This is a genomic window from Kitasatospora sp. Ki12 (genome assembly GCF_054601375.1).
In genome coordinates this window covers 3,836,114-3,858,661 of sequence record NZ_BAAIHT010000001.1, presented here as the reverse complement: position 1 = coordinate 3,858,661, position 22,548 = coordinate 3,836,114, and the positions used below count along the sequence as shown (strand labels likewise).

General features: G+C 73.8%; 20 protein-coding genes. 7 read left to right on the top strand and 13 right to left on the bottom strand.

The features are described 5' to 3' along the window. The first annotated feature begins 51 nt into the window (after window positions 1-51). Window positions 52-1,824 carry a Stk1 family PASTA domain-containing Ser/Thr kinase gene (gene pknB / locus ACYP53_RS17070; protein ID WP_189915109.1) on the top strand — a complete coding sequence of 591 codons (1,773 nt, stop codon included), beginning with the start codon at window positions 52-54 and terminating at the stop codon, window positions 1,822-1,824. Window positions 1,825-1,849: 25 nt separating this feature from the next. Here pknB and ACYP53_RS17065 read toward each other — a convergent pair whose 3' ends face one another. After that, on the bottom strand, window positions 1,850-2,479 hold the full coding sequence (locus tag ACYP53_RS17065) for a sulfite oxidase-like oxidoreductase (protein WP_189915111.1): 630 nt from the start codon (window positions 2,477-2,479) through the stop codon (window positions 1,850-1,852). A 230-nt stretch (window positions 2,480-2,709) separates the two neighbouring features. Here ACYP53_RS17065 and bfr point away from each other — a divergent pair, with 230 nt between their 5' ends. Then, on the top strand, window positions 2,710-3,189 hold the full coding sequence (gene bfr / locus ACYP53_RS17060) for a bacterioferritin (protein ID WP_030239990.1): 480 nt from the start codon (window positions 2,710-2,712) through the stop codon (window positions 3,187-3,189). Between the two features lie 52 nt (window positions 3,190-3,241). Here the strand turns inward: bfr and ACYP53_RS17055 are convergent, their stop codons facing one another. Both ACYP53_RS17055 and ACYP53_RS17050 read right to left on the bottom strand, forming a co-directional pair. Beyond that, window positions 3,242-3,556: a (2Fe-2S)-binding protein gene (locus ACYP53_RS17055; RefSeq protein WP_459647874.1), complete on the bottom strand. Its 315-nt coding sequence runs from the start codon at window positions 3,554-3,556 to the stop codon at window positions 3,242-3,244. Window positions 3,557-3,732: 176 nt separating this feature from the next. Further along, on the bottom strand, window positions 3,733-5,082 hold the full coding sequence (locus tag ACYP53_RS17050; protein WP_189915114.1) for a class II 3-deoxy-7-phosphoheptulonate synthase: 1,350 nt from the start codon (window positions 5,080-5,082) through the stop codon (window positions 3,733-3,735). A gap of 300 nt (window positions 5,083-5,382) precedes the next feature. Here ACYP53_RS17050 and ACYP53_RS17045 point away from each other — a divergent pair, with 300 nt between their 5' ends. Beyond that, entirely contained in the window at window positions 5,383-7,320 is a 1,938-nt protein-coding gene (locus tag ACYP53_RS17045; RefSeq protein ID WP_459647873.1) for an anthranilate synthase family protein, read from the top strand. A 96-nt stretch (window positions 7,321-7,416) separates the two neighbouring features. Here ACYP53_RS17045 and ACYP53_RS17040 read toward each other — a convergent pair whose 3' ends face one another. The 3 genes from ACYP53_RS17040 to ACYP53_RS17030 are packed head-to-tail and all read right to left on the bottom strand — an operon-like array spanning window position 7,417 to window position 10,206. Then, window positions 7,417-8,109 (bottom strand): response regulator, encoded by a 693-nt coding sequence (locus tag ACYP53_RS17040; RefSeq protein WP_189915118.1) that lies wholly within the window; start codon window positions 8,107-8,109, stop codon window positions 7,417-7,419. After that, complete coding sequence (gene macS / locus ACYP53_RS17035) at window positions 8,106-9,338, bottom strand: MacS family sensor histidine kinase (RefSeq protein ID WP_459647872.1); 1,233 nt, start codon at window positions 9,336-9,338, stop codon at window positions 8,106-8,108. The genes ACYP53_RS17040 and macS overlap by 4 nt, the downstream gene beginning before the upstream one ends. A 28-nt stretch (window positions 9,339-9,366) precedes the next feature. Next, a complete protein-coding gene (locus tag ACYP53_RS17030) occupies window positions 9,367-10,206 on the bottom strand; it encodes a lysophospholipid acyltransferase family protein (protein WP_459647871.1) in 840 nt (279 codons plus the stop codon). Window positions 10,207-10,438: 232 nt separating this feature from the next. Here ACYP53_RS17030 and ACYP53_RS17025 point away from each other — a divergent pair, with 232 nt between their 5' ends. Continuing rightward, window positions 10,439-11,233: an alpha/beta hydrolase gene (locus ACYP53_RS17025; protein WP_189915122.1), complete on the top strand. Its 795-nt coding sequence runs from the start codon at window positions 10,439-10,441 to the stop codon at window positions 11,231-11,233. 10 nt (window positions 11,234-11,243) lie between these two features. Next, window positions 11,244-12,041 (top strand): hypothetical protein, encoded by a 798-nt coding sequence (locus tag ACYP53_RS17020; protein ID WP_459647870.1) that lies wholly within the window; start codon window positions 11,244-11,246, stop codon window positions 12,039-12,041. Here ACYP53_RS17020 and ACYP53_RS17015 read toward each other — a convergent pair. The 5 genes from ACYP53_RS17015 to ACYP53_RS16995 all read right to left on the bottom strand — a co-directional run bounded on the left by ACYP53_RS17015 (window position 12,038) and on the right by ACYP53_RS16995 (window position 16,467). Further along, window positions 12,038-12,808, bottom strand: coding sequence for an endonuclease/exonuclease/phosphatase family protein (locus tag ACYP53_RS17015; RefSeq protein WP_459647869.1), 771 nt, complete (start codon window positions 12,806-12,808; stop codon window positions 12,038-12,040). The two genes, ACYP53_RS17020 and ACYP53_RS17015, sit on opposite strands and share 4 nt — an antisense overlap. 301 nt (window positions 12,809-13,109) lie before the next feature. Beyond that, entirely contained in the window at window positions 13,110-14,057 is a 948-nt protein-coding gene (locus tag ACYP53_RS17010; RefSeq protein ID WP_189915132.1) for an ROK family glucokinase, read from the bottom strand. A 192-nt stretch (window positions 14,058-14,249) separates the two neighbouring features. Continuing rightward, window positions 14,250-14,726, bottom strand: coding sequence for a DUF5304 family protein (locus tag ACYP53_RS17005; RefSeq protein WP_459647868.1), 477 nt, complete (start codon window positions 14,724-14,726; stop codon window positions 14,250-14,252). Window positions 14,727-14,836: 110 nt separating this feature from the next. Continuing rightward, complete coding sequence (locus ACYP53_RS17000; RefSeq protein ID WP_189915133.1) at window positions 14,837-16,009, bottom strand: ArsA family ATPase; 1,173 nt, start codon at window positions 16,007-16,009, stop codon at window positions 14,837-14,839. 23 nt (window positions 16,010-16,032) lie between these two features. Beyond that, the gene (locus ACYP53_RS16995) at window positions 16,033-16,467 is read right to left on the bottom strand and encodes an SRPBCC family protein (protein ID WP_189915135.1); all 435 of its coding nucleotides are present in this window, start codon (window positions 16,465-16,467) and stop codon (window positions 16,033-16,035) included. Window positions 16,468-16,804: 337 nt separating this feature from the next. Between ACYP53_RS16995 and ACYP53_RS16990 the strand changes: the two genes are divergently transcribed. Further along, window positions 16,805-18,598, top strand: a complete 1,794-nt coding sequence (locus tag ACYP53_RS16990) for an AMP-dependent synthetase/ligase (protein WP_459647867.1) — start codon at window positions 16,805-16,807, stop codon at window positions 18,596-18,598. Between the two features lie 98 nt (window positions 18,599-18,696). Here ACYP53_RS16990 and ACYP53_RS16985 read toward each other — a convergent pair whose 3' ends face one another. Further along, on the bottom strand, window positions 18,697-19,833 hold the full coding sequence (locus tag ACYP53_RS16985) for a glycosyltransferase family 4 protein (RefSeq protein ID WP_459647866.1): 1,137 nt from the start codon (window positions 19,831-19,833) through the stop codon (window positions 18,697-18,699). Window positions 19,834-20,048: 215 nt separating this feature from the next. On the opposite strand from ACYP53_RS16985, the gene ACYP53_RS16980 reads away from it, so the two are divergent. Then, entirely contained in the window at window positions 20,049-21,410 is a 1,362-nt protein-coding gene (locus ACYP53_RS16980) for a glycosyltransferase 87 family protein (protein WP_229928480.1), read from the top strand. Between the two features lie 17 nt (window positions 21,411-21,427). Here ACYP53_RS16980 and ACYP53_RS16975 read toward each other — a convergent pair whose 3' ends face one another. Further along, window positions 21,428-22,543, bottom strand: a complete 1,116-nt coding sequence (locus ACYP53_RS16975; RefSeq protein ID WP_459647865.1) for a hypothetical protein — start codon at window positions 22,541-22,543, stop codon at window positions 21,428-21,430. Window positions 22,544-22,548: the final 5 nt, after the last annotated feature.

The window sequence follows — 22,548 nt, the reverse complement described above, 5'->3', positions numbered from 1 at the left end:
TGTCCTCCGGGTCCGGCCGCCCGGCCCGGCACTAGACTCGCCCGGGTGGACATGGCATTGCACGACCCGCTGATCGGCGCCCTGCTCGACAACCGGTACCGGGTCGAGCAGCGCATCGCCACCGGCGGGATGTCCACCGTCTACAAGGGCACCGACACCCGGCTGGACCGGGTGGTCGCCCTCAAGGTGATGCACCCGGCGCTGGCCGGCGACGAGGGCTTCACCGCCCGCTTCATCCGCGAGGCCAAGGCCGTCGCCAAGCTCACCCACCCCAATGTGGTCAACGTCTTCGACCAGGGCGCGGACGGCGGAAACGTTTTCCTCGCCATGGAGTACGTGCCCGGTGCCACCCTGCGCGACCTGCTGCGCGACCGCGGCGCGCTCTCCGTCCGGGCCGCGCTGGACGTCCTGGAGCCGGTGCTGGCCGCCCTCGGCGCCGCCCACCGGGCCGGGCTGGTGCACCGCGACGTCAAGCCCGAGAACGTGCTGATCACCGAGAGCGGCCTGGTCAAGGTCGCCGACTTCGGCCTGGTCCGGGTGCTCGGCACCGCCGACGGCGCCCCCACCTCGACCAGCACCGCCACCGGCGGCACGGTCCTCGGCACGGTCTCCTACCTGGCGCCCGAGCAGATCCTCCCGGACGCCCCCACCGACCAGCGGGTCGACGTCTACGCGGCCGGCATCCTGCTGTACGAGATGCTCACCGGCCGCCGCCCGCACACCGGCGACAACCCCGTCCAGGTCATGTACAAGCACCTGCACGAGGACGTCCCCGCGCCCTCCCTGACCGCGCCTGCGGTCGGCCCGGAACTGGACGCGATAGTGGCCGCCGCCTGCGCCCGGGCCGCCGAGGGCCGGCCGTACGACGCGGTCGAGCTGCTCGCCGCCCTCCAGCGGGTCCGCCGCACCCTGACCCCGGCCGAGCTGGACGCCGAACCGCCGGCCTCCACCCGCCCCAGCCCGCGCTACCCGACCAGCGAGCCGACCTCGGTGATCCGGCAGCCGCCCGCCGACGCGGTGCCGCCGGAGCGCACCAGCGTGCTGGACGTGCCCGCGGACCTGATGGACCAGCTGCTCACCGAGCCGCGCCCGTACGACGAGCCCGCCCCGGCGCGCGAGCGCCGGCCCGGCCTGCTGCGCCGGGTCCCCCGCAAGGCGCTGATCTGGGCCGCCGCGCTGACCGCGCTGGTGCTGGCGGTCGGCGGCGCCACCTACGGGCTCTCCGAGGGGCTGTACGGCTCGGTGCCCGGGGTGCTCGGCAAGGACCGGACGGAGGCGCAGCGGATCCTGGACAAGGAGGGCCTGCACGGCAGGTTCGTGGAGTCGTTCAGCGAGTCCGTCCCGGCCGGGCAGGTGATCTCCACCGACCCCGGGGTGGGCGCGCGCACCCGCCGGAGCGACACCGTCACCCTCACCGTCTCCAAGGGCCCCAAGCGGATCGCCGTACCGGACCTGGCCGGCAAGAGCGCCGCCGACGCCGCCGCGGCCCTGGCCGGCGCCCAGCTCACCAGGGGCGGCGTGACCGAGACCTACGACGACAGCGTCCCGGAGGGCTCGGTGATCAGCAGCTCGCCGGCCGCCGGGCAGCAGCTGCAGGAGAACGCGGCGGTCTCGCTGGTGGTCAGCAAGGGCATGGTCCCCGTCCCGAACGTCACCGGGCTGACCAAGGACGAGGCGCAGAAGGCGCTGCAGGCGGCGGGCTTCACCATGCAGACCACCGGCTGGGACGTGTTCGGCGCGGTCAAGGTGAACGGCCAGTCCCCGGCGGCCGGCGAGCGGCGGCCGCAGCGCAGCGCGGTGACGGTCAGGTTCTCGCTCTTCTAGGGCGTTCCCGAGGCCCCCGCCGGGCTCAGCGCAGCGGGCCGTCGCCCGGGTCCTCCTGGTAGGAGTAGCGCTGCTCGCTCCAGGGGTCGGCGAGGTTGTGGTAGCCGCGCTCCTCCCAGAAGCCGCGCCGGTCGGCCCGCATGTACTCCACCGCGCGGACCCACTTGGGGCCCTTCCAGGCGTACAGCTGCGGGACGACCAGCCGCACCGGGAAGCCGTGCTCGGCGGTGAGCGCCTCGCCGTTGCGGTGGGTGGCCAGCAGGGTGCGCGGGTCGGCGAAGTCGGCCAGCCGCAGGTTGGCGCTGTAGCCGTACTCGGCCCAGACCATCACGTGGGTGACGCCGGGCGCCGGGGGCACCAGGTCGAGCACGGCGGCGGCCGACACGCCCGTCCAGGTGTTGCCGAGCACGGAGAACTTGGTGACGCAGTGCAGGTCGGCGACCACGGTGGTGCGCGGGAGGGCGTTGAAGCCCGCGAAGTCCCAGCTGTGCTTCTCCGCCGAGGCGGTGGCGCCGAACACCTGGAGGTCCCAGCTCGGCGGCTTGAAGCGGGGCACCGGCCCGTAGTGCAGGGCGGGCCAGCCGCGCTGTACGCGCTGGCCCGGGGGGAGCCTCGGGTCAGACGGCGGAAGCGGTTCGTATTTGGACTGACCCATGGATCCATGGTGACAGACTGCGGACGAGCGCCGACGCGCGCCCCTTGGCACGCATTCGCGCCCCGCCCGTACGGGCCAGTGGTCGGCCCTTCGACGGGCGGTTTCCCACCAAATCGGATATTCCGACACATGTCCTAGTGAGTGTGAACTTACTGGAATTTCTTCCCATCACGGTGCCAGGATGCCCAGCGCAGGCCCCCACCCCCAGGACGAGCGCAGGAGGCACCCCCATGCAGGGCGATCCCGAGGTCATCGAGTTCCTCAACGAGCAGCTCACCGCCGAGCTGACCGCGATCAACCAGTACTTCCTGCACGCCAAGATGCAGGAGAACTTCGGCTGGACGAAGCTCGCCAAGTACACCCGGCACGAGTCCTTCGACGAGATGAAGCACGCCGAGACGCTCACCGACCGGATCCTGTTCCTGGACGGGCTGCCCAACTACCAGCGGCTGTTCCACGTCCGGATCGGCCAGACGGTCAAGGAGATGTTCGAGGCCGACCGCCAGGTCGAGGTCGAGGCGATCGACCGGCTCAAGCGCGGGATCGTGGTGATGCGGGCCAAGAACGACGTCACCTCGGCGAACATCTTCGAAGACATCCTGGCCGACGAGGAGCACCACATCGACTACCTCGACACCCAGCTGGAGCTCCTGGAGAAGCTCGGCGAGGCGCTCTACCTGGCCCAGCTCATCGAGCAGCCGGAGTCCTGAGGGCTCGGGCCACCCGCGTCCGGACAGCTCGGGCCACCCGCGTCCCGAGGGCTCAGGCCACCCGCAGCGAGACCACCGGCGCGAGCGGGGCGACCTGGGCCGCGGCGGGCACCGGAGCGGGCGTGGCGCCGGGCGCGGCACCGACCGCCGGCTCCGGGTCGGCGAGGCCGAGCTTCGCGGCCAGCCGCGCGGTCGGGCAGGGCCGGGCGCCGTGCTCGCCGAGCAGCGCCTGGATCCGGCGCACGCAGGACCCGCAGTCGGTGCCGGCCTTGCAGCCCTTGGCTATCTGGCGGGGGGTGTTGGCACCCCCGTCGATGGCCTTCTTCACCTGGTCCTCGGTGACCGCATGGCACATGCACACGTACATCGCGGAATCTCCCGGGGTGAAGCGGAACTGGATCTTGACTAAGGCTTGCCTTAGCTCACTAAGCCTCACCTTACCTGGCGATCCGGGTGTGAAAAAGCCCCTCCGGCCTCGGGAATCCCGAAACCGGAGGGGCCTTCGTCACAGTCGCTCGCCCGCTCACCGGGGCGGCTCGGGGCTCACTGCCCCCGGTACATCTCCGCGACCAGGAACGCCAGGTCCAGCGACTGGCTGCGGTTGAGCCGCGGGTCGCAGGCCGTCTCGTAGCGCTGGTGCAGGTCGTCCACCAGGACCTCGTCGCCGCCGCCGACACACTCGGTGACGTCGTCGCCGGTCAGCTCCACGTGGATGCCGCCCGGGTGGGTGCCGAGCGCGCGGTGCACCTCGAAGAAGCCCTTGACCTCGTCCAGGACGTCGTCGAAGCTGCGGGTCTTGTGCCCGCTGGAGGCCTCGAAGGTGTTGCCGTGCATCGGGTCGCAGATCCACACCGGCTTGGCGCCGGAGGCGGTGACCTTCTCCACCAGGGCGGGCAGGTGGTCGCGGATCTTGCCCGCGCCCATCCGGGTGATGAAGGTCAGGCGGCCGGGCTCGCGCTCCGGGTCCAGCTTCTCGATCAGGGCCAGCGCCTCGTCCACCGAGGTGGTCGGGCCGAGCTTGACGCCGATCGGGTTGCGGACCTTCGAGGCGAACTCGATGTGCGCGTGGTCCAGCTGCCGGGTGCGCTCGCCGATCCACACCATGTGGCCGGAGACGTCGTACAGCTCGCCGGTGCGCGAGTCCACGCGGGTCAGCGCGGTCTCGTAGTCGAGGATCAGGGCCTCGTGCGAGGAGAAGAACTCGACGGTCTTGAACTCCTCCGGCGCGACACCGCAGGCGTTCATGAACGCCAGGGCGTTGTCGATCTCCCGGGCGAGCTGCTCGTAGCGCTGGCCGGCCGGCGAGTTGCGCACGAAGTCCTGGTTCCAGGCGTGCACCTGGCGCAGGTCGGCGTAACCACCGGTGGTGAACGCGCGGACCAGGTTGAGCGTCGCGGCGGACGCGTTGTACATCCGCTTCAGGCGCTCCGGGTCCGGGCGACGGGACTCGGGGGTGAACTCGAAGCCGTTCACCGAGTCACCGCGGTAGACCGGCAGGGTCACGCCGTCGCGGGTCTCGGTCGACTTGGAGCGCGGCTTGGAGTACTGGCCGGCGATCCGGCCGACCTTCACCACCGGCACCGAGGCCGCGTACGTCAGTACGGCGGCCATCTGCAGGAGGGTCTTCAGCTTGTTGCGGATGTGCTCCGCCGAGACGCCGTCGAAGGCCTCGGCACAGTCACCGCCCTGGAGGAGGAATGCCTCCCCGCGCGCCACGGCTCCGAGCCGGGCGCGCAGCTGGTCGCACTCGCCGGCGAAGACGAGCGGCGGATACGAGGCGAGCTCGGCAAGGGTCTTGCGCAGAGCCTCTTGGTCCGGCCATTCAGGCTGCTGCGCCGCGGGCAGGGACTGCCAGGAGTGGGCAGCCCTCGATGTCTCAGTCGTAGCGGTCACACGGCCAAGGCTACGGGGTGGCACGAGCGATTCGTGACCATTGCCCGAGTGGTGAGACACATCTCGGACAAACGCGTGACCAGCCTCACCCGTCCTGCCGGATCCGCTACGCTCGAACCATGCACGCGCCCCACAACCACTCCTGGTGGTGGGCCTCCTCCAAGGGTGGCCCACCGATCGCGCGTTCCTAGACGAACACGACGGCCGCCCCTCGGGGCGGCCGTCGGCGTCTGAGCAGACGGCCCTCCGGGAGCGGAACCCAGCACCGCCCTCGCCATCCACCCGGAAGGAAGCCGCACCGTGACCACCGTCACCGACCTGCTCAGCCGTCTCACCGCCCCCGGCGCCCCCGCCTTCGCCCTGCTGCACCGCCGCACCCCCCGCCTCGCCCCGGACACCGTCGAGGTGCTGCTCGGCACCGTCGACAGCTACGAGCGCCTCGCCGACCTCCCGGTGCGCGAGGGCGCCCCGGCCGGCGGCACCCCGGTGCACGACCTGCTCGCGCTCGTCCCGTACCGGCAGATCCGCGAGCGGGGCTTCGAGGCGCATGACGACGGCACCCCGTTGCAGGCCCTCGCGGTGGCTGAGCAGCACGTTCTCCCCTTGGCCGAATTCACCACCGCCCTACCGCAGTTGCCGGTGTCGCTTGCCGGTGGCGCGTTCGACGTGGACGACGATTCGTACGCCTCGATCGTCCGCCGGGTGATCGAGGAGGAGATCGGCAACGGCGAGGGCGCCAACTTCGTGATCCGGCGCGACTTCCACGCCACCCTCGAAGACTTCTCCCCCGCGCTCGCGCTGACGCTGTTCCGGCGGCTGCTGGAGCAGGAGCGCGGCGCCTACTGGACCTTCCTGGTGCACACCGGCGACCGCGTCCTCGTCGGTGCCTCCCCCGAGGTGCACGTCCGGCAGAGCGGCGGCACCGTCGTGATGAACCCGATCTCCGGCACCTACCGCTATCCGGCGGGCGGCTCCGACATCGACTCGCTGCTCCGGTTCCTGCACGACCCGAAGGAGCTCGAGGAGCTCACCATGGTCGTGGACGAGGAGCTCAAGATGATGTGCACGGTCGGCGACCTCGGCGGCCAGGTGCTCGGGCCCCGGCTCAAGGAGATGGCCCACCTCGCCCACACCGAGTACGAGCTGCGCGGGCGCACCTCGCTGGACGTCCGCGAGGTGCTCCGCGAGACGATGTTCGCCGCGACCGTCACCGGCAGCCCGGTCGAGAACGCCACCCGGGTCATCCGGCGCTACGAGCCCACCGGCCGCGGCTACTACTCGGGCGCGCTCGCCCTGATCGGACGCTCCGCCAGCGGCGGGCAGCTGCTGGACTCGCCGATCTGCATCCGCACCGCCGACATCGACCCGGCCACCGGCCGGCTGGCCGTCCGGGTCGGCGCCACCCTGGTGCGCCACTCCGTCCCGGAGTCCGAGGTCGCCGAGACCCACGCCAAGGCCGCCGGGGTGCTCACCGCGATCGGCGCCCGGCCCGTGCCCGCCCGGCTGCCCCACCCCACCGGCCCCCGGCTCGCCGACGACCACCGGGTGCAGGCCGCCCTCGACTCCCGCCGGGCCGGCCTCGCGCCGTTCTGGCTGCGGATGCAGGCGCCGACCCCGGTCACCGAGACCGAGCCGACCCTGGTCGTGGACGGCGAGGACACCTTCACCTCGATGCTGGCCCACCTGCTCGGCTCCCTCGGCCACCGGGTGACGGTCGTGCGCTACGACGAGCCGGGGCTGCGCGCCCTGGTCGCGGCGCACCGCGGCCCGCTGGTGCTCGGCCCCGGGCCGGGCGACCCGGCCCTCGCCGACGACCCCAAGATGGCCGTGCTGCGGCCGATCGTCGCGGACGCGCTGGCCGCCGTCCGCTCCGGCGCCCGGACGGCGCCGCTGCTCGCGGTCTGCCTCAGCCACCAGCTGCTCTCCGCCGAACTCGGGCTGGCCCTGGGCCGCAAGGCCGTCCCCTACCAGGGGGCGCAGGAGAGCATCGACCTCTTCGGCACCAAGCGGACGGTCGGCTTCTACAACACCTTCACCGCGCGCTGCTCGGAGGCCGACGCGACCCGGCTGGCCGCCGAGGGCGTCGAGGTGGCCCGGGACGCCGCCACCGGCGACGTCCACGCCCTGCGCGGGCCCGGCTTCGCCGGCCTCCAGTTCCACCCCGAGTCGGTGCTCACCCGCGAGGGCGTGGACATCGTGGCGGGCCTGCTGCGCGAGGCGGTGGCCGTACCGCGCTGAGCGGCCGCGGAGCCGAGGATCCGACGGCGTCCCGGGCGGTTCGCGGCCGCCCGGGGCCCGTCGGATCCCGTCGTCCAGGCCCTGCTCGATCGCGTATCAGATCTCGTCGAGGCCCTGCTCGATCGCGTACCGGACCAGCTCCACCCGGTTGTGCAGCTGCAGCTTCCCGAGCGTGTTCTGCACGTGGTTCTGGACCGTGCGGTGCGACAGCACCAGCCGGTCCGCGATCTGGCGGTACGACAGGCCCTTGGCCACCAGCCGCAGCACCTCGGTCTCCCGGGTGGTCAGCTGCGGCGCGGCCGGCGCCGAGGCCGCGACCGGCTCGGCGGCCAGCCGGCGGAACTCGCCGAGCACCAGGCCGGCCAGGCCCGGGGTGAACACGGCGTCCCCGACGGCCGTACGGCGCACCGCGTCCAGCAGCTCCTCCCGCCCGGCAGACTTCACCAGGTACCCGGTCGCACCGGACTTCACCGCCTCCAGCACGTCCTGGTGCTCCCCGCTGGCCGACAGCACCAGCACCCGCACCGCCGGGTCGTGCGCGACCACCTGGCGGCACACCTCGGCGCCGGGCAGCCCGGGCAGGTTGAGGTCCAGCACGACGACCTGCGGCGTGCAGGCGCGGGCGCGGCGGACGGCCTCCTCGCCGTCGCCCGCCGTGGCCACCACGTCCAGCCCGGCCTCGGCGAGGTCGCGCGAGACGGCGTCCCGCCACATCGGGTGGTCGTCGACCACCATCACCCGCACCGGCCGGTCGGTGGTCGGCTGATCGGTCGTCAGCTGGTCGGTCATTGATTGGCCTTCCTCGGGACCCGCAGTTCGACCTCGACGCCCTCGCCGGGCGCCGAGTACACCTCGGCCGTGCCGCCGAGGTCCAGCAGCCGGCCGCGGATGGACTGGGAGACGCCCAGCCGGCCGGCCCGCTCCGCCTCGCCGAGCCGGCCGGGGGCGTACCCCGGGCCGTCGTCGCGGATGCTGACCGTGACGGCCTCCGGCTCGTCCTCGACCAGGATCCAGGCCCTGGCCTCCGCCCCGGCGTGCCGGCGGACGTTGTCCACGGCCGCGCCGACCGCCGCGGCCAGCTCCCCCGCCGCCGGGGCGGAGAGCAGCACCGGGGTGCCGGGGGCGGAGAGCGTGATCCGCTCGTCCGCGTACGGGCGCAGCAGCGCGGTCAGGTCGCGCGGTTCGGCGGCGTCGGGCTCCGGCAGGCGCTGGGCCGGGATCGGTCCGCCGGTCATCAGCGTCCGCAGCGCGCGTTCCTGCTCCCCGGCCAGCCGGCCCAGTTCGGCGAAGGAGGCGCCACCGCCGGTGCCGCTGCCGCCGGTGTCACCGCCCGGCCCGCCGCCCAGCTCGGCGCCGCGCCGCTGGACCAGCGCGAGCACCTGCAGCACACCGTCGTGGATGTCCCGGGAGAGCCGCTCGCGCTCCCGGGTGGCCGCCTCGACCTGGAGCGCCCGGGTGAGCGTGGCCTCGCTGGCCCGGGCCAGTTCGATCACGTAGCCGATCGCGCACCCGGCGACCATCAGCAGCACGATGTTGTGGATGTTGTCGCCGGTCGGCCCGCCGTGGCCGAGGATGTTGGCGACCCCGATCACCGAGCCCGCGGCCGCCGCCGGGCGCCAGCCGCCCTTCGCGGCGCAGCCGAGCACCGTCCCGGCGGCCCAGATGGTGGGCAGGGTGGGCGCGCCGTGGCTGATCCGGGCCGGGGCGTCGGTCAGTCCGCTCATCACGATGCCGGTGACGGCGAGCGTGAGGTCGACGCCCAGGACGTACCAGGTGCAGCGCTGCGGGTTGGCGAAGGCCCGGACGGTGGCGAGCGTCCAGAGGGTGAGCGCGCCGAGGAAGATCCAGCCGGCCACCGGGTGCAGGAAGTGCAGGTACGAGTTGACGTACCGCAGCAGCGCGTAGATCAGGGCCAGCACCCGGAAGTAGGAGATGGCCCGCCACAGCGGGAGTTCGACGGACATGCCGCCGGCCGCCACCGTTCCCCCCACCGCGCCGGCTCTGCCGCCGTCCGTCATCCGCCCCTCCCCGGGCCCGGCCGGGCCGTCAGGACGACCCGGTCTCCTTGTCCGTCTCCGCGGCCTTCTCCGCCTCGGCGGCCTTGTCCGCCTCCGCGGCCTTCTCCGCCTTCTCGGCCTCGGCGGCCTCCGCCTTCTCCGCCTTGGCCGCCGCGCGGCGCTCGGCGTCGGCCTTCTTCTTGTCGTCGGCGATCTGCCGCTTGGCGGCGGTCGCGTAGATGTCGACGTACTCCTGGCCGGAGAGCCGCATGATCTCGTACATCACCTCGTCCGTCACCGAACGGAGGATGAAGCGGTCGTTCTCCATGCCGTGGTAGCGGGAGAAGTCCAGCGGGCGGCCGATCCGGATGCCGGGGCGGATGCCGAAGTTCGGGACCACCTGGCCGGGCGGCTGCACCTTCTCGGTGTCGATCATGGCGACCGGGATCACCGGCGCGCCGGTGGCGAGCGCGACGCGGGCCAGACCGCCGACCTTGCCGCGGTACAGCTTGCCGTCGGGCGAGCGGGTGCCCTCGGGGTAGACGCCGAACAGCTCGCCGCGGTCCAGCACCGCGATGGCACTGCGGATCGCGGCCTCGCCGGCGCCGCGCACGCCCGAGCGGTCCACCGGCAGCTGGCCGACGCCCTTGAAGAAGGCGGCGGTCAACCGGCCCTTGAGGCCCGGGGTGTTGAAGTACTCGGCCTTCGCGATGAAGGTCACCCGGCGCTTGATCAGCGCGGGGAAGAAGAACGAGTCCGAGAAGGACAGGTGGTTGCTCGCGATGATCGCCGCACCCTCGGTGGGGATGTTCTCCTCACCCTCGATCCACGGCCGGAAGAAGATCCGAAGCAGTGGCGCGACGATCATCTTCATCAGTCGGTAGAACAACCCGGGCCTCCTGTTATGCGGACCGGTCGATCCTAATGCCCCGCGGCCCCCGGCTGTGCCCGGCCCCGCCGAAGCCGTCGTCCGGCCCGGTCCGAGGGCCCGCCGAAGCCGCCGTCCGGCCCCGTCGAAGGGGGTGTACGACCCGGCGCGGGGCGTGGGACGATGCGAATTCCCACAGCTCCACCCCCAGCGTCCCCTCCCCCAGCGCCATCCGCCCGCGAAGGAGTCCGCCATGCCGCTGCTGCCCGGTGCCGAACCGTACCGCCACCGCGGCGGACCGGTGGGGGTGCTGCTCTGCCACGGCTTCACCGGGTCGCCGCAGTCGCTGCGGCCGTGGGCCGAGGAGCTGGCGGCCGCCGGGTTCACCGTCGCGCTGCCGCTGCTGCCCGGGCACGGCACCCGCTGGCAGGACATGCAGCTCACCCGTTGGGAGGACTGGTACGCGGAGGTCGAGCGCGAACTGCTGGCCCTCGCCGACGAGTGCGAGCAGGTCTTCGTCTGCGCGCTGTCGATGGGCGGCGCGCTGGCCCTGCGGCTCGCCGCGGTGCACGGCCCGACGGTGTCCGGGCTGGTCCTGGTCAACCCGTCGGTCCGCTCGGACACCCCCGCGAGTGTGCTGCTTCCGGTGCTGCGCCACCTCGTCCCCAGCCTGCCCGGGATCGCGAACGACATCGCCAAGCCCGGTGCGACCGAGCTCGGCTACGACCGGACACCGCTGCACGCCGCCTGGTCGCTGAGCCGGCTGTGGCAGGAGGTCCAGCACCGCCTGCCGGAGGTGACCCAGCCGGTCCTGCTCTTCCACAGCCCGCAGGACCACGTCGTCTCCCCGGCCAACTCGGAACTGGTGCTGGCCCGGATATCCTCGACCGACGTGACGGAACGGCTGTGCCAGCGCAGCTTCCACGTCGCGACGCTGGACCACGACGCGGCGGAAATATTCGCGGCCAGCCAGGACTTCATCCGACGGCTGGCCCCCGCGCACGCGGCGGGCGCAACCCGGGTCGAATCCGACGATCACCATGGCTGAAGGGCCGGAAGTGCACGAGAGCAGCACGGCGGGCGGCGGGGACGAGGCTCCCCGCGAGGACGGCGCGACGAAGGACAGTGCGACGAAGAACGGCGAGGCAAAGGACGGTGGGGCGAAGGACGGCGGGGCGAAGGAGCCCGCCGCCCCGAGCGGTGCGCCGACCGGGCGCGGCGGCGCCGACGACGGCGTGACGCCGGCGCCCGCGAACGACGTCGCCGACGTCACCGAGGAGGTCACCGCACCGGAGGCCCCCGCCGAGGCCGCCCGGCCCCGCCGCGCGCCCGAGCGCAGCCAGGCCGAGCAGGACGAGATCTTCGCCGCCCTGGTCGCCCAGTTCGACGATCCGGTCGACCTCAACAACCCCAACTGGCCCGAGGTCGAGAACCTCCGCGCCCCGAACGAGCTCAAGGGCGGCTACAAGGACGGCACCGGAGGCGGCGGCGAGCAGGACGGCCTCGCCGACCTCGCCCCGCAGCCCCGCCCCCGCTCCGGCCGCCCGGTGCTGCCCGCCGCCACCTCCGGTCCGCGCGACTTCGAGCTGGCCGAGGAGACCGACGAGGACCACTACGTCCCGCCGGAGCCCCCGCCGCTGCCCGCCGCCGACGTGACCGCCAAGTTCGCCTGGCTGGCCGTGCTCGGCGGGCCCGCGCTGCTGCTGGTCGACGCGGTGGTCTGGCGGGAGATCTCCGGCTGGCCCGCCTGGGTCGGGATCACCGCCTTCCTCGGCGGCTTCGTCACCCTGGTGGCCCGGATGCGGGACCGCGACGAGGACGAGCCGGAGGACCCGCACAACGGCGCGGTGGTCTAGGGCCTGCCTACCGGCAGCTCCAGCACCGCGAGCACCGGCAGGTGGTCGGTCGCGGCCCGCAGGTCGGCCTCGGTGACGCCGGGCAGTCCGTGCGGCACCCCGCAGCCGAGGACGGCGACCCCGGGCGTGGCGAAGACGGCGTCGATCCGCTGGTAGGGGCGCTCCGGTACGGACGTGAACTCGCCGCCCCAGGGCGCGGTCGGGTACCCGTCCTGCAGCCGGGAGGCCAGCAGCTGCCAGCCTGGCCCGTCCGGGTGCTCGTTGAAGTCCCCTGCCACGACGCCGTGTTCGGCGATCCCCAGCTGGTCCAGCAGCAGCTCGAACTGCCCGTACCGCTCCTCGGGGTCCAGGCTGAGGTGGCAGCTGGTGAGGGTGAAGGGCGCCGTGCCGGGCAACCGCAGCAGCGCGGTGGCGAAGCCCCGGGCGTGCAGGCCGCGGGTCTTGGGCAGCAGCCGGTCGCGCACGCCCAGCACCTCCGCCGCGCCGGGCCGGCCGAGCAGCAGCGGCCCGGCGGCGGTGCGGCCGCCACCGGCCAGCACGACCGTCCCGGTCTGCCGGGCCAGCCACCCGGCCTGGCCCTCGGGACGCCAGTAGCGCGGCGACTCCTGGACGCAGACCAGGTCGGGCGCACAGGCCCGGACGACCCGGGCCAGCGCCCGCCGGTCGTCCCGCAGCGAGCGGATGTTGTAGCTGAGCAGGCGCAGCCGGCGCGGGCCCGCGGGCGGCAACGGCCCGACAGGGGCGGCGGTCTCGGTCGCGGCGGTCATGGTCCTCCCCGGTACGTCGTCGCCGGTGGCGTCGGCACTGGCTCCGACCGTACGCGGCGGCGCCGGGACGTGCGACGGCGGCGGTGCGTCCGGGATTGGTCGGGGCCCGGTCGCACCGCCGCCGGCGGGCTGGGAAGAGGGAAGGGGTGTTCCCCGGAGGCGAAGCGGGAGCCCCGCCTGAGCCGAAGGGACGCGCCGGTGCCGAAAGGAAGAAGCGAGGAGGCCCGAGGGACGAAGGGCCTTGGAGCGCCGACCGTCGGCACCGGGTCAGAGCGTCCCGGAGGCGAAGGGGGAGTAACGGCTACGCGGGGATGCGGGCGAGGTCCGCGGCGCCGACGATGCCGGCGGCGGAGCCCATCGAGGCCAGGACGACCTCGGCGCGGGGGCGGTGCACGCCGCCGGTCAGGTAGTGCTCGAAGGCCTTGGCGACCGGGTCGAGCAGCAGCCGTCCGGAGTCGGAGACGCCGCCACCGAGCACGAAGACGCCCGGGTCGAACAGCGCGGCGAGGTCGGCCATGCCGCGGCCCAGCCAGTCGGCCAGTTCGGAGTAGCACTCCAGGGCGAGCGGGTCGCCCGCCTCGGCGGCCTCGGTGATGTGGATGCCGCGGATGGTCTCGGCGACACCGTCGTTGAGGTCCAGCATCCGCTTGCCGCGCACCGGGTCGGCCGCGGCCTTCTCCCGGCCGTAGCGGCGCAGCGCGCGTCCGGAGCCGTACTGCTCCCAGCAGCCCTTGCCGCCGCAGCCGCACTGCAGGCCGTCCGGGACCATGTTGAGGTGGCCGATCTCGCCGGCCACGCCGAAGCGGCCGCGGTGCAGCCGGCCTTCCAGGACGATGCCGCCGCCGATGCCGGTGCCGACGGTGATCAGCACCATGTCCTGATGGTCGGCGGCCGCGCCGAAGCGGAACTCGGCCCAGGCGGCGCAGTTGGCGTCGTTCTCGACGACCGTGGACAGGCCGGTGAGTTCCTCGATCCGCCCGCGCAGCGGCTCGTTCTCCCAGTCGATGTTGGGCGCGAAGATCACCGTGGAACGGTTGCTGTCGACGAAGCCGGGGGCTCCGACGCCGACCGCGGTGACGCCGGGGTGCTGCTCCTTGAGCTCGCGGACGGCCTGCGCGATGGCGTCGACCGCCCACTGCGGGTCGGCCGGGGTGGGGACCCTGGTCCGGGCCAGGATCGCGCCCGCCTCGTCGACCACGCCTGCCGCGATCTTGGTCCCGCCGACATCGACGCCGATGGTCAGAGCCATGTGTGCCTCAGCTATTCACTCGTTCCCGCTGGACGGAACCGTACCGCCCAACCCTGTCCCCGTCACCACCCTCGCATACATTATCCGAAGACAATTCTGGGCGATCAGGGCCGAGACACTTCAAAAGTCGTATCTAATCGCCCGCTTCGTCACGCACGAGAGCAACGCGATCACCCTCCGAAAGTTACGGTTTCACTGCTTGGCGGACGGCTCGTCAGGCCCGTCGAGGTCGATCTTCTCGGTGTCCGCGCCCTGCCCGGCGGTCCAGCGGCTCTCGTGCCCGGCCACGGCGGCGCGGTAGGCGGCCAGCAGCTCGGCGCCCGCGGCGGCGATGCCGGAACCGGCGGCGGCGAGGTGGGTGTAGACCTCCGGCTGCTGCGTGCGGAGGCGGTCGGCCAGCCCGGAGAGGCCGATCAGGGTGGTGGCGCCGGCCTCCTGGGCCTTCTCGCCGAGCGCACCGGCGAACCGGCGCACCTCGTCCACCAGCGGGCCCAGCTCCGGCCCGAACGGATGGGCCTGGGCCTCCCCCGGCCCGCCGGCCCCGACGCGGTCGTCCGCCGCAACCCGGTCCTGGCCGGGCTCAGCCCGGTCCCCGTCAGCCTCGGTACGGCCCCCGACGGGCTCAGCGCGGTCGTCGACGGGCTCGGTGCGGTCGTCGGTGCTGGTCATCGCGGGCGCCTCCTCAACCGTGGCCGCACCCCGCGGCCCTCCGGCCCGACGCTACCCGACCGCCCGCGGGGCCCGTCCTCGGTCGCCGGCCGGGGAGGCCGGACGGCCCGTCAGCCCCGCGGCCAGAGCGCGGGGTCGGGTGCGAACCGCACCGACAGCACGCCGTCCAGCAGCCCCGCGCCGGCCACGGTGCAGCGGCGCAGCGCGGAGGGCAGCGGGAGCACCCGGCGGTGGGCGCCGATGCCGACCACCAGGTCGTCGCCGCGGCGGACGAGGTCCAGCTCGGCCCGGTCGGCGCCGGGCAGGCCGAGGTGCCAGACCAGCAGGCCGTCCGCGGCGAGCCGGTCCTCGACCGTCCAGGGCGCGGGGGCCGGCCGCTCGGGCCCGGGGCCGTCCCCGTACAGCCGGTCGGCGACGGCTTCCAGGGTGGCGTCGGCCAGGCCGGCGACCAGGACGGGGGCGTCGGTCCCGGCGGCGAGGGCGGCCAGTTCCTCCTGCCGGCGGCGGGCCAGGGCGGCCAGCCAGGGGTCGGGTGAGGAGAGGGCGGCCTCGGGCAGCGCGCCGTGCACGACCACGGCATCCGGCCGGTGCCCGTACAGCGCGAGCCCGGCCCGGATCCGGCGCAGCTCCTCGAACGGGTGGCCGTCGGCCGGGACGACCAGGCGGACGCTGGTGCCGGGGTCGGTGATCGCGGCCTGGGACTCGGCGAGCGCCGCGGCGGCCTTGCCGCGTCCCTCGTACAGCCAGTCGGCGGGCATCGGGACGCCGGCCAGTCCGGCCAGCAGCGGTCGCAGTGCCCGGGCGGCCTGCCGCTGCTCGGGGACGAGCCGGTCCAGGTAGCGGGCGAGCTGCTCGGGCAGGGCGAGGCTCGCGATCAGTTCGGCGGGCGGCGGGGCGAGCACGACCAGGACGTCCTGGTCGGCGGCGGGCAGCGCGCGCAGCAGGGCGAGCCGGGCGATGCCGGGGAGGGCGGTGAGCTCCTCGGGGTCGAGCTGTTCGGCGCCGAGCAGGTCGAGGGCGGGCTTGAGCCGGGTGGTGAGCTCGCCGACGGCGTAGCGGAAAGCGGCCTGCTCGTCGATCCGGGAGACGGTCAGGCCCGGTGCGTAGTGGAGCGGTTCGGGCTCCAGCCGGGTGCCGAGGGCGGAGTCCAGTGCGCGGTGCGGATCGTCGGCCGCCAGCAGCCAGGTGCGGTGGCCGCGCCGGGCGGCGTGCAGGGCGGTGGCGGCGGCCACCGCGGGCGCGCCCGCGTCGCCGCTGACCAGGATGGTGCGTGTCGCCGTCATGCCGTCGGCCCCCGTTCCGCGCGTCAGCCCTCGACGCGCTTCTTCAGTCCGGCGAGGGCGCGGTCGATGATGACCTTCTCGGCCTTGCGCTTGATCATGCCGAGCATCGGGATCTTGACGTCCACGGCCAGCTGGTAGGTGACCTCGGTGCGGCCGCCGGACAGCGGGGCGAGGGTGTAGGTGCCGTCGAGCGAGCGGAGCATCTGGCTGCGCACGAGGGTCCAGCCGACCTCGCGGTCGCCGTCCCAGGTGTAGGCGAGGACGTGCTCGTCGCGGATGGCGCCGGCGTCGAGGAGCAGCCGGACCTGGGCGGCGCGGCCGTCCTCGCCGGTCTCCAGGACCTCGATCTCCTTGACCTCACCGGTCCAGGCCGGGTAGGCGGCGAAGTCGGCGATCACGGCCATGACCGTGGCCGGGGTCGCGTCGATGGTGATGCTCGACCTGGTGTGCTCCGCCATGGAATGGCCCTCCGCGTCGTCCCTCTGCCTGCCGGTCCCGGCCGGGGCGCGCTCGGCCCGTCCCGCCCGGGGCAGGCTATCGCGACCGGAGATCGGATCGACGGCGCGGGCCAGGCCCGGTGGACCCGGAAGCGGGCGTCGGGCAGGCGGGTCACCGCATGCTACCGACCGGTCACCTACGGGCTGTCGTAGGGTGCCATTCGAACGACCCGGTCACGGCCTGGTCGGACCCGGCCGGGTGTGACACTTCGAACACCGGGGCCGACCCCCCTGGTCGAAGCCGCCTACCGGGCAGTAACGTCCTGCCGTCCCGCAGCGTCGCGAACGAGGAGCAGTCTTGCTCGACTTCAGCCTTCCGGCCCTCTACCAGGTACCGAGCGGCGGTAACCTCTCCGACCTCGTGCACCAGAACGCCGAGCGGCACCCGGACGTCGTGGTGCTCAGCCGCAAGGTGGACGGCCGGTGGCAGGAGTTGACCGCCGCCCAGTTCCTGGTCGAGGTGCAGGCCGCCGCGAAGGGTCTGATCGCCACCGGGATCCGTCCCGGCGACCGCGTGGGCATCATGTCCCGCACCCGCTACGAGTGGACGCTGCTGGACTTCGCGATCTGGTCGGCCGGTGCCGTCACCGTGCCGGTGTACGAGACCTCCTCCCCCGAGCAGGTGGAGTGGATCCTGGGTGACTCCGGCGCGGTCGCCGTGCTCACCGAGACCGACCAGCACCGCGACGTGGTCGAGGAGGTCCGCGACCGCCTGCCGGAGCTGAAGCACACCTGGCAGATCGAGCGGGGCGGGGTCGCCGCGCTGGCCGAGGCCGGCCGCGAGGTCTCCGACGCGACCGTCACCGAGCACCGCCGGAGCGCCGGCTCCGACTCGATCGCGACGATCGTCTACACCTCGGGCACCACCGGCCGCCCGAAGGGCTGTCAGCTGACGCACGGCAACTTCCTCGCCGAGTGCGGCAACGTCGTCGAGCGCCTCGCCCCGCTGTTCCGCACCGGCGAGAGCTCCGTGCTGCTCTTCCTGCCGCTGGCCCACGTACTCGGCCGGATCGCCGAGATCGCCCCGGCGATGGCCCCGATCAAGCTCGGTCACGTCTCCGACATCAAGGACGTCACCGCCGAGCTGGCGGCCTTCAAGCCGACCCTGATCCTGGGCGTGCCGAGAGTCTTCGAGAAGGTCTACAACACCGCCCGCGCCAAGGCCCAGGCCGACGGCAAGGGCAAGATCTTCGACAAGGCCGCCGAGACCGCGATCGCCTACAGCCGGGCGCTGGACGCCGGCGGCGCGGGCCTGGTGCTGCGGCTCAAGCACGCGGTCTTCGACAAGCTGGTCTACAGCAAGCTGCGCGCCGCCCTCGGCGGCCGGGCCACCCACGCCATCTCCGGCGGCGCCCCGCTCGGCGAGCGGCTGGGCCACTTCTACCGGGGCATCGGCTTCACCGTCCTGGAGGGCTACGGCCTGACCGAGACCTGCGCGGCCACCACCTTCAACCCGTGGGACAAGCCGAAGATCGGCACGGTCGGCCAGCCCGTCCCGGGCGCCTCCGTCCGGGTCGCCGAGGACGGCGAGGTCTTCTTCAAGGGCCCGCACGTCTTCACCGGCTACTGGAACAACCCGCAGGCCACCGCCGACACGCTCAAGGACGGCTGGATGGCCAGCGGCGACATCGGCTCGCTGGACTCCGAGGGCTACCTGACCATCACCGGCCGCAAGAAGGAGATCATCGTCACGGCCGGCGGCAAGAACGTCGCCCCGGCCGTGATCGAGGACCGGATCCGGGCCCACGCCCTGGTCGGCGAGGTCATGGTGGTCGGCGACCGCAAGCCCTTCATCGCCTGCCTGATCACCGTCGACCCGGACTTCTTCCCGAAGTGGAAGGAGTTCAACGGCAAGCCCGCCGACGCCACCGTCGCCGACCTGGCCGAGGACCCGGACCTGCTGGCCGCCCTGCAGGGCGCGGTGGACGAGGGCAACGCGGCCGTCTCGCACGCCGAGGCGGTCAAGAAGTTCCGCCTGCTGGACACCGAGTTCTCCGAGGAGAGCGGCCACCTGACGCCCTCGCTGAAGCTCAAGCGCAACGTCGTGCTGAAGGACTACGCGGCCGACATCGAGGCGCTCTACACGAAGTGAGCCGTCCCCGGGACGACAAGACGCCGGGCCCGCCCCTCCAGGAAGGGGGCGGGCCCGGCGTCGTCCCGGCAGCGGCCGGGGGCCGTGCCGGCGTCGTGCTACCCGGCCAGCAGCGAGGTCAGCCGCCCGGCCAGCAGGTCCCAGCGCCAGGAGCGCTCCACCCAGCGCCGCCCGGCCTCGCCCATCCGCCGGCGCAGCTCCTCGTCGCGCAGCAGCCGGACGATCCGCTCGGCCGCCGCCGGGGCCGAGCCGCCGGGCACCACGTACCCGGTCTCGCCCTCCAGCACGGCGTCCGGGGCGCCCCCGGAGTCCCCCGCGACCACCGGCAGGCCGGTCGCCGAGGCCTCCAGGTAGACGATGCCCAGGCCCTCGACGTCCAGCCCCCCGCGCCTGGTCCGGCAGGGCATCGCGAAGACGTCCCCGGCGCCGTAGTGGGCGGGCAGTTCCTCCCACGGCACCGAGCCGGTGAACCGCACCGAGTCCCGTACGCCCGTGGTGTCCGCCAGCTTCTCCAGGTCCGCCCGGTACGGGCCGCCGCCGACGATCAGCAGCACCGCGTCCGGCACGTCGGCCAGGATCTGCGGCATCGCCTCGATCAGGGTGTCCTGGCCCTTGCGCGGCACCAGCCGGGAGACGCAGACCACCACCGGCCGGTCCGCCAGCCCGAGCCGGCGGCGCACCTCGGCGCCCCCGGAGCCGGGGTGGAAGGCCGTCTCGTCCACGCCCGGCGGCAGCTGGACCATCCGGGCCGCGGCCTCCGGCCCGACCGCGGCGGCGATCCGGGAGCGGGTGTACTCGCCCAGGTAGGTCAGCACGTCGGTGCCCGCGCCGATCCGGCGCAGCAGCTGCCGGGAGACCGGCAGCTGGGCCCAGGCGGCCTCGTGCCCGTGCGTCATGCCGAGCAGCCGCCCGGCCCCGGCCCGGCGCAGCGTGGGCGCCATCAGGCCGAGCGGGGCGGCGGCGCCGAACCAGACCGAGTCGCACCGTTCGGCGCGCAGGATCTCGGCGGCCCGCCGGGTGACCCGGGGTGTGGGAACCATCACCTTCGTCCGGTCCCGGATCACCGGGAACGGCTGCTCGGCGTCGAAGCTCCGCACCTCGCTGCCGTCCCGCCAGGTCGAGGCGTACACCACGACGCTTCCGGCGGGCTGACGGACGGCCATGTTGTGCACGAAGGCCTGGATGCCGCCCGGTCGGGGCGGGAAGTCATTGGTGACGATCAAGGTTCTGTGCATCAGGCCACGGCTCGCTCGGTCGGGGGGGTGCTCGGTGTACCGCTGGGTGATCCGTACGATAGGTCAACACCATGACCCACCGGGAACGGAAGCGCACACGGCAACCGTTTGACCCCCGGGTCAGTCCTAGTACCTAGGCCGCGACAGCGCGTGGCCCGGGCGTCCGTCGGTACGACGCCTCCGGTGGGGACGTACGAGACGAACGAGGGAGCGCAGTGGAATTGGCCCCGGCCACCGAGCCCGGTTCTTCGCGCGGCCGGCTCGGCCGCCCGCTCGGGGCGCTCGCCGCTCTCGGCGCGACCTGGGTGGCCACCCGGACGCTGCTGGTGCTGCTGATCACCGGTGTGCTGAAGTCGCCCGGCGGCGACGTCACCGCCGACGTGTGGATGATCTACCACGCCTGGTACGGCGTGCTGCAGACCGGCACCTTCCCGTTCGACGACGTGACCTGGCAGTACCCGCCGGGCGCCGCCCTGGTGATCCTGCTGCCGGGCCTGCTGCCCTGGTCGTACCTGGTCTCGTTCTGGGTGATCTGCGGGATCGCCGACGCCGCCGCGGCCGCGCTGCTGGTCCGCACCGGCCTGCGCCGGGGCCGGGCGCTGACCGGCGCCTGGATGTGGGTGGTGGGCGTCCCGCTGCTCGGTCCGATGATCTACAACCGCTTCGACGTCATCGTCACCGCGGTCGCGCTGGCCGGGCTGCTGGCGCTGATCCGCCGGCCGGCCGTCGGCGGGCTGCTGCTGGGCCTGGGCGGCATCGTCAAGGTCTGGCCGCTGCTCGGCCTGATCGGCACCCCCTCCGGCCGCCGCACCCGCCGTTCCTGGACGCTCGCGGGGGCCACCGCCGTCTCGATCGGCTTCCTGCTCGCGGCGGGCATGAACGGCGCCTTCGACTTCCTGGCCTTCCAGAAGGACCGCGGCATCGAGGTCGAGTCGGTCGGCGCGCTGCCGCTGCACCTGGCCCGGATCGCCGGGGGCTGGGACGGCAGGGTCACCATGAACTACGGCTCCCCCGAGATGCTCGGGCCGTGGGTCGGCGTGATCAGCAAGGTGATGATGGCCGGCACCGTGCTGGGCTTCCTCTGGCTGCTGTTCTGGCGCTTCACCTCCAAGCGCCGCAACGCGGCCACCATGTACGACGCGGCGCTGTGCGCGCTGCTGATCTTCGTGGTGACCAGCCGGGTGATCAGCCCGCAGTACCTGGTCTGGCTGGTCGGCGTCGCGGCGGTCTGCCTGACGGTGCGCGGCAGCAGCCAGCGGCCGGTGGCCCTGCTGATCCTGCTCGCCTGCCCGCTGACGCTGGTCGAGTTCCCGACGATGTTCACCCAGGTCCTGGCCAGCGACCCGGGCGCGATCGCCGTCCTGGCCGCGCGCAACCTGCTGCTGCTGGCCGCCGCCGTGCTCTCCTGCGTCCGGCTGTGGCGCTCCAGCCGCGGCGAGGCGCCGCTGCCGCCGACCGTGGTGCTGGACCGCGAACCCACCGCCGGCTACCCGGTCCGCCCCGGCATCGCGTACGAGCAGGACCTGCTGGACGGCATCGACCACCCGGGCGGCGCGCCCGCCGAGCAGCGGCGCTGACGCGTCCCAGCCCAGAGTCAGTCCTTCAGCGCCGCCACGTCCTCCCGCCAGAGCCGGGTGAACTCGGCCAGGCCGAGGCCCAGTTCGGCGCGGAGCAGCCGGTCCGCACGACGCTCGCGGTCCTCGCCCTGCCCGTCGTCGGCGCCGACCGCCCGGTAGAAGGCGATCAGCCGCTGCGGCCCGTAGCGGCGGGCGATCAGCTCGCAGGCCAGCCAGGACTGCTCGTAGGCCTGGGCGATGCCGGGGGCGCCGGCGGTGAAGTCCCGGTCCTCGGGCAGCTCGGTGGGGGCCTTCCCGGCGGCGACGTCCCGGGCCAGCTCGGGGGCGATCTGCCGCGGGCCGCGGCCGGAGTCGCGGTAGGCCGTCCAGTCGGCGACGCCCTCGGAGAGCCAGAGCGGTGTCCAGGCCCGGGTGTCGGCCCTGGTCGCGACGTGGGTGGCCTCGTGGGTGATGACCACCTGCCGGCCGAAGGCGCTGAGCCGCCCGTACGCCTCGGGGTTGACCAGCACCCGGTCCGCCGGGGTGTTCCGGGGCGCGCCGGGGGCCGCCACGGTGACCGCCGCCATGTCCGTCCAGCTCGCCGGGTCGCCCTCCAGCAACCGGGCGAACCGCTCCTCGGTGGCGGGCAGTTCGAGCAGCAGCCGGCCGGGCCGGCCGCCGCCCCAGAGCTCCTCGACGGCGGGCACCGCCCGGTCCCCCACCTCGACCAGCCCGGCCGGGTCGGGGCCGTCGGCGGAGGCGAGCACCAGGCAGCGCGCGCCCGGCGCCGCGCGCACCGGGCCGAAGTCCCACAGCGCCGGCGGCCCGCTCGCGCTCTCCTCGCGCTCGACCCGCCAGCCGTCCGCCGCCCGGGCCAGCTCGATCCGCCGCGGGTACACCACGGGGTGGTCGTCGTACCCGGCGATCCGGACCGCCAGGTCGGCCGCGGCGGTCAGCCGGTCCGGGCCGCCGCCGGCGGCGAGCACCAGGTCGCGGTACCCGGCCTCGGCCACCGGCAGCCCCGACCGGGAGGACAGCGAGGCCGCCCGCTCCGCCAGCGCCGCGGCCACCTCGGCGCGCCGGTCGGCGGCCTGCCGGGCGGGTGCCGCCGGGGCGGCCGGCGGCAGCGACAGCTGGGCCAGCCCGCCGGCCACGAGCA

Bases quoted from the DNA above. Each gene is read 5' to 3' on its own strand.
- pknB (WP_189915109.1), top strand. From the start codon at position 52: ATGGCATTGCACGACCCGCTGATCGGCGCCCTGCTCGACAACCGGTAC.
- ACYP53_RS17065 (WP_189915111.1), bottom strand. From the start codon at position 2,479: ATGGGTCAGTCCAAATACGAACCGCTTCCGCCGTCTGACCCGAGGCTC.
- bfr (WP_030239990.1), top strand. From the start codon at position 2,710: ATGCAGGGCGATCCCGAGGTCATCGAGTTCCTCAACGAGCAGCTCACC.
- ACYP53_RS17055 (WP_459647874.1), bottom strand. From the start codon at position 3,556: ATGTACGTGTGCATGTGCCATGCGGTCACCGAGGACCAGGTGAAGAAG.
- ACYP53_RS17040 (WP_189915118.1), bottom strand. From the start codon at position 8,109: ATGACCGACCAGCTGACGACCGATCAGCCGACCACCGACCGGCCGGTG.
- macS (WP_459647872.1), bottom strand. From the start codon at position 9,338: ATGACGGACGGCGGCAGAGCCGGCGCGGTGGGGGGAACGGTGGCGGCC.
- ACYP53_RS17025 (WP_189915122.1), top strand. From the start codon at position 10,439: ATGCCGCTGCTGCCCGGTGCCGAACCGTACCGCCACCGCGGCGGACCG.
- ACYP53_RS17015 (WP_459647869.1), bottom strand. From the start codon at position 12,808: ATGACCGCCGCGACCGAGACCGCCGCCCCTGTCGGGCCGTTGCCGCCC.
- ACYP53_RS17010 (WP_189915132.1), bottom strand. From the start codon at position 14,057: ATGGCTCTGACCATCGGCGTCGATGTCGGCGGGACCAAGATCGCGGCA.
- ACYP53_RS17005 (WP_459647868.1), bottom strand. From the start codon at position 14,726: ATGACCAGCACCGACGACCGCACCGAGCCCGTCGACGACCGCGCTGAG.
- ACYP53_RS17000 (WP_189915133.1), bottom strand. From the start codon at position 16,009: ATGACGGCGACACGCACCATCCTGGTCAGCGGCGACGCGGGCGCGCCC.
- ACYP53_RS16995 (WP_189915135.1), bottom strand. From the start codon at position 16,467: ATGGCGGAGCACACCAGGTCGAGCATCACCATCGACGCGACCCCGGCC.
- ACYP53_RS16985 (WP_459647866.1), bottom strand. From the start codon at position 19,833: ATGCACAGAACCTTGATCGTCACCAATGACTTCCCGCCCCGACCGGGC.